The sequence below is a fragment of the Simplicispira sp. genome (assembly GCF_028687295.1).
Lineage (GTDB): Bacteria > Pseudomonadota > Gammaproteobacteria > Burkholderiales > Burkholderiaceae_C > Simplicispira > Simplicispira metamorpha.
Genome location: NZ_JAQUAL010000203.1, coordinates 1 through 4,361, shown reverse-complemented (window position 1 = coordinate 4,361; position 4,361 = coordinate 1). Strand labels below are relative to the sequence as shown.

General features: G+C 63.9%; 4 protein-coding genes and 2 pseudogenes. 2 read left to right on the top strand and 4 right to left on the bottom strand.

The genetic code is table 11. The features are described 5' to 3' along the window. From PHX69_RS15480 to PHX69_RS15470, 3 genes and pseudogenes are all read right to left on the bottom strand, one after another. A pseudogene (locus PHX69_RS15480) lies at window positions 1-424 on the bottom strand (efflux RND transporter periplasmic adaptor subunit); the annotation flags it as partial. Window positions 425-582: 158 nt separating this feature from the next. Then, entirely contained in the window at window positions 583-1,032 is a 450-nt protein-coding gene (gene rnhA / locus PHX69_RS15475; RefSeq protein ID WP_288044934.1) for a ribonuclease HI, read from the bottom strand. A gap of 17 nt (window positions 1,033-1,049) precedes the next feature. After that, the gene (locus PHX69_RS15470; RefSeq protein WP_241524938.1) at window positions 1,050-1,820 is read right to left on the bottom strand and encodes a class I SAM-dependent methyltransferase; all 771 of its coding nucleotides are present in this window, start codon (window positions 1,818-1,820) and stop codon (window positions 1,050-1,052) included. Here PHX69_RS15470 and gloB point away from each other — a divergent pair. Both gloB and PHX69_RS15460 read left to right on the top strand, forming a co-directional pair. Next, window positions 1,819-2,595 carry a hydroxyacylglutathione hydrolase gene (gene gloB, locus PHX69_RS15465; protein WP_288044931.1) on the top strand — a complete coding sequence of 259 codons (777 nt, stop codon included), beginning with the start codon at window positions 1,819-1,821 and terminating at the stop codon, window positions 2,593-2,595. The genes PHX69_RS15470 and gloB overlap by 2 nt on opposite strands. Next, the gene (locus PHX69_RS15460; RefSeq protein ID WP_288044929.1) at window positions 2,595-4,121 is read left to right on the top strand and encodes a transglycosylase SLT domain-containing protein; all 1,527 of its coding nucleotides are present in this window, start codon (window positions 2,595-2,597) and stop codon (window positions 4,119-4,121) included. The genes gloB and PHX69_RS15460 overlap by 1 nt, the downstream gene beginning before the upstream one ends. A gap of 51 nt (window positions 4,122-4,172) precedes the next feature. On the opposite strand, the pseudogene PHX69_RS15455 reads toward PHX69_RS15460, so the two are convergent. After that, a pseudogene (locus PHX69_RS15455) lies at window positions 4,173-4,361 on the bottom strand (ABC transporter substrate-binding protein); the annotation flags it as partial.

Below are 4,361 nucleotides of genomic sequence, written 5' to 3'. Positions count from 1 at the left end.
CCACCAGCTCCTGGTTGCGCTGGTGGTTGGCGCGGGCAATCGAGAGTTCTGCCTGCGCCTGCTGCACCTGTGCGCGCGGCAACTGGTCGTCCAATTGCACCAGCAACTGGCCCTGGCGCACCCGCGCCCCATCGCGAAAATGCAGTTGCGTGACGCGCCCACTGACCTCGGGGCGCAGCACCACGCTGCGGCGTGACCGCAAACTGCCCACAGCCTGTACTTCGTCACTGATTGCCATGGCGCGCACGTGCGCTACTTCAACACTGATGGGTTTCGCTGCACCGGCACGCTGGGCATTGCGCGCCACGGCAGGCGCGGCATTCTGCGGCGCGGCAGCACCTGGTTTTTGCAGCCACCAGGCTGCGGTACCGGCGCCGACCATGCCGATCACCGCAACGACAAGATAGAGTGCTCTGGAGGCCATAACAATAGACGGGGGAGTTACCTGTAAGCAGCCCGTCAATGTAGCAGCGTAGCTGCCGCCTCGATGTCGCAGCAGCTTGCTGTGGGCCACCCCAGCCCCAGTTTTACGCAGGCTTTACACAAGCCAGGTCGGCATGGTGCGTGGCTGCGCACCCGCCTTCAGGGGCGCCCGAGTACCTGCTCCACGCCCCGGTTGGCCAGCGCGTCGGCGCGCTCATTGCCCGGGTCACCGGAGTGGCCCTTGACCCAACGCCAGTCAATGCGGTGCCCACCTGCACCGACCAACGCGTCCAGACGCTGCCAAAGCTCCACATTCTTCACCGGCTGCTTGGCCGCTGTGCGCCAGCCCCGGGCTTTCCAGCCGTGGATCCATTCGGTAATGCCTTTGCGTACGTACTCGCTGTCGAGGTACAACGTCACGGCACAAGGGCGCTTGAGGGCTGACAGGGCCTCGATCACGGCCAGCAACTCCATGCGGTTGTTGGTGGTACCCAGTTCACCGCCAAACAACTCTTTTTCTATGGCACCGGCGCGCAGCAGCACACCCCAGCCACCAGGGCCAGGATTGCCCTTGCAGGCACCATCGGTATAAATCTGAATCTCGTTCACGCACTATTCCTGTCTGTTCACGGGGAATTACCCGCTCGATTGGCGACTGGCACCGATACGCCCACACGCTGCGATCTGCTGCGCCAGGCAGGCTCCAGCCGCCGCATGCCATGCACCCGCTTGACGGCCACCACAAAGTATGCGGCGCCGAGTATCGGCCAGCAGCGCGCGCCCATGCGATCCATCCATGAAAAACGCTGCAACCACTGCTCGGTGCGTACTGCCGGGGCATAGCAGCCAAAATCGGCCGTTTCGACCTCGAAACTGAGCAGCCGCAACCAATCACGCAGGCGCCAATAACCGATGAACTCCCCCACATCCGGCAGGTACAGGCGGCCCCATCCCAGGCGCTGGTACAGGCGTGCGCGCTGCTGGCGCAGCCCCCACAAACTGACGGGATTCAAACCACTGATGACCACCCGCCCTTCCGGCACCAGCACGCGCGCCACTTCACGCAGTGCAGCGTGGGGGTCGTGGCTGAGCTCCAATGCATGGGGCAGCAGCAATAAATCCAGGCTGTTGTCGGCAAACGGCAAAGCCACTGCGTGGGTCAGAAAGTCAGGGGCGACGGCACCCGGCACCGGCCCAGACAACTCGCCCATGCCCCGCCAGCGGTGGGGCATGCGGTTGGCGCGCAGGCCATCGAGCAGCGGCATGCCCAGCTGCACACTGTGGTAACCGAACACGTCGGCCACCGCCTCGTCAAAGCGCGCCTGCTCCCACGCCAGCAGGTAGCGGCCTGGCGGGGAGTCAAACCAATGGTGCAAACCTATAATTTGAGCGCTCATGAATCTGCTACCACTGCCCGCTTTCTCCGACAACTACATCTGGATGTTGCACAACGCACACCAGGCCATCGTGATTGATCCGGGCGATGCACACCCGGTGCTGCAAGCACTCAACCGCCTTGGCTTGCAATTGCAGGCAATTCTAGTCACGCACCACCATGCAGACCATGTCGGCGGCGTAGAGGCGCTGCGCTTGGCCACCGGCGCCAGCGTCTACGGCCCTGCGCGCGAGGCCATGCCCCAGGGCACCACACCTGTACAGCAGGGCGACCAGATCCAAGCCCTGGGTACACCGTTTGCCGTGCTGGACGTACCCGGCCACACTGCAGGCCACGTTGCGTACTACGGCGCGCCGGCACAAGGCGCACCCTGGTTGTTTTGCGGCGACACCTTGTTCTCCGGGGGCTGTGGCCGCTTGTTCGAAGGCACGCCTGCGCAAATGCTGGCATCGCTGGACGCGCTGGCCGCACTGCCTGACGACACCCAGGTGTGCTGCGCCCACGAATACACACTTTCCAACCTGAAATTTGCCCGCGCGGTGGAACCCGACAACACCGCACTGCTCCACTACCAAGGCGTGTGCGAGGCCCTGCGGGCAAAGCAACAGCCCACGCTGCCCTCCCACATCGGGCTGGAGCGCAACATCAACCCCTTCCTGCGCACCCGTGTTGCGCAGGTGGCCGCTGCGGCACAGGCCCATGCCAACGCGCCCCTGAATCCCCAGGATGCCGTCGCGGTGCTGGCAGCACTGCGCGAATGGAAAAACCAATTTTGATGAAACTACTTTCTACCGCCTGCCTCGCTGGCCTGCTGTTTCTTACAGGCTGTGCTACGCAATCGCCGTCCGGCGGCTTCTCGTCCGACCCCGACGCCCCACTCTCCAGCCAAAGGCACTCCTCCCCCGTCATCCCCGGCGGCCCACTGCAGCCCATCACCGCCACCAAAATGGGCAGCAGCCAGGTGGCTCCCCTGTTCACCCCTGCCGACCTTTGGGATCGCATCCGCCGTGGCTTTGCCATGCCCGACTTGCAGCACGAGCTGGTGCAAGACCGTGAGCAGTGGTATGCCAGCCGCCCCGACTACATGCAGCGCATGACCGAGCGCTCTAGCAAATACCTCTTTCACATCGTAGAAGAGCTGGAGCGCCGGGGCATGCCCACCGAACTGGCACTGCTGCCCTACATCGAAAGCGCGTTCAACCCCCAGGCCGTTTCTACCGCCAAGGCTGCGGGCATGTGGCAGTTCATGCCCGCCACGGGCAACTATTTCGATCTCAAGCAAAACGTCTTTCGCGATGACCGGCGCGATGTGCTGGCCTCGACCCGCGCGGCCCTCGATTACCTGCAAAAGCTGCACCGCATGTTTGGTGACTGGCACCTGGCGCTGGCAGCCTACAACTGGGGCGAGGGCAGCGTCAGCCGCGCCATTGCCCGCAACCAGAAAGCGGGCCTGGGCACCAGCTACACCGAGCTGAACATGCCTGCCGAAACCCGCATGTACGTGCCCAAGCTGCAGGCCGTAAAAAACATCGTGGCCGACCCAGAGGCTTTCAAAACCGAGCTGCCGCTGATCGAAAACCACCCCTACTTTCAGACCGTGGACATCACCCACGACATTGACGTGGCGCTGGTGGCACAGCTGGCGGGCATCCGCGAACAAGACTTCCGGGCGCTCAACCCATCGTTCAACAAGCCGGTGATTCTGGCGGCGGGCACACCGCAAATTTTGCTGCCCTGGGACAACGCCAAGGTCTTCCAGCGCAACCTGGAAGCGCGCAGCCAGGGCCAGTACGCCAGCTGGACGGTCTGGACTGTGCCCAGCACCATGAGCGTGGCCGAGGTCGCCCAGCGCATGAGCATGAGCGAAGCCGATCTGCGCCACATCAACGGCATACCGCCGCGCATGCTAATCAAGGCCGGCTCGGCGCTGATGGTGCCGCGATCGACCACCACGCGCCAGGATGTGACCGAGCATGTTGCCGACCACGGCCAGATTGCCCTGACGCCAGAAATCATCACCCGGCGCACCACCGTGCGCGCTGGCAAACGCGACAGCGTGGCCAGCATGGCCAAGCGCTACCGTGTCAGCGCCGCCAACGTGGCCGACTGGAACAGCGTCAAGCCCGGCGCAGCCTTCAAGGCCGGGCAACAAGTGGTGCTGTACCTGCCCGTGCAGATGAAAACCGCTGGCGCCAAACCGACCAAAGCGGGTGCGGCACGCAACCAAAGCGCCAGCAAAAAATCTCCCGCCATCAGCAAAGTAGCGCGTGGCGGCACGCCCACCAAAACGCGCCGACACTGAAAGCCCTGCGCTGTGCTCCCACCGGGGGTGCAGCGCAGCCCCGGCAGCGCCTCAGACAAAAAACCGCTGTTTGGCCTTGCGGGCAAAGTCGTGGGTAAAAGTGCGCGCCAAATTCACGTGCTCCAGCCCCTGTGCGTTCTCGTGCAATGACGCCATGGTGCGCAGTGCCGTAGCGGGGCCATCGCTGGGCATCATGCCGTCGATGGAAATGGTTTCGCGCACCCGGGCAAAAGCGGCCAG